This is a genomic window from Mesorhizobium sp. M2E.F.Ca.ET.209.01.1.1 (assembly GCF_004010375.2).
Taxonomy (GTDB): domain Bacteria; phylum Pseudomonadota; class Alphaproteobacteria; order Rhizobiales; family Rhizobiaceae; genus Mesorhizobium.
This window is the reverse complement of record NZ_SADP02000779.1, coordinates 1-322: the sequence shown is the minus strand read 5'-3', so window position 1 is coordinate 322 and position 322 is coordinate 1. Positions and strand designations below refer to the sequence as shown.

Genomic DNA, 322 nt, shown 5'->3' with positions numbered 1-322 from the left:
GTTGGCACAACCGTTTCGGGGGACGAATTCTTCTTCGTCACTAACAGTAACATCTTTGGCACGGTGAACGATTCGCACATATCGGCCAGGAGCATTGAGGCTGCCTTGGCCCAGAATGGTGTTGTGACAGTCCTCATGTCGCGGCCATATAACACCGACACCAACGCCGGGCTTCTGACTATCAACGCTGACATAACTGCCCCGGCGAATAACTCATGGCTTGAGTTTGTTTCGAGTTCTGACTGGAACATGAACATTGTTCTAAACTCGACGATCGATTTCAGCCAATCAACCGGCGAGATAAGGCTTGGGGGAATTGCGA

Annotated in this window: 1 protein-coding gene; it reads left to right on the top strand. The window is 50.9% G+C overall.

All coding sequences use genetic code 11. The features are described 5' to 3' along the window. Positions 1–105: 105 nt before the first annotated feature. A partial coding sequence (locus tag EN852_RS41950) for a hypothetical protein (protein WP_210238320.1) occupies positions 106–322 on the top strand: 217 nt, incomplete at its 3' end.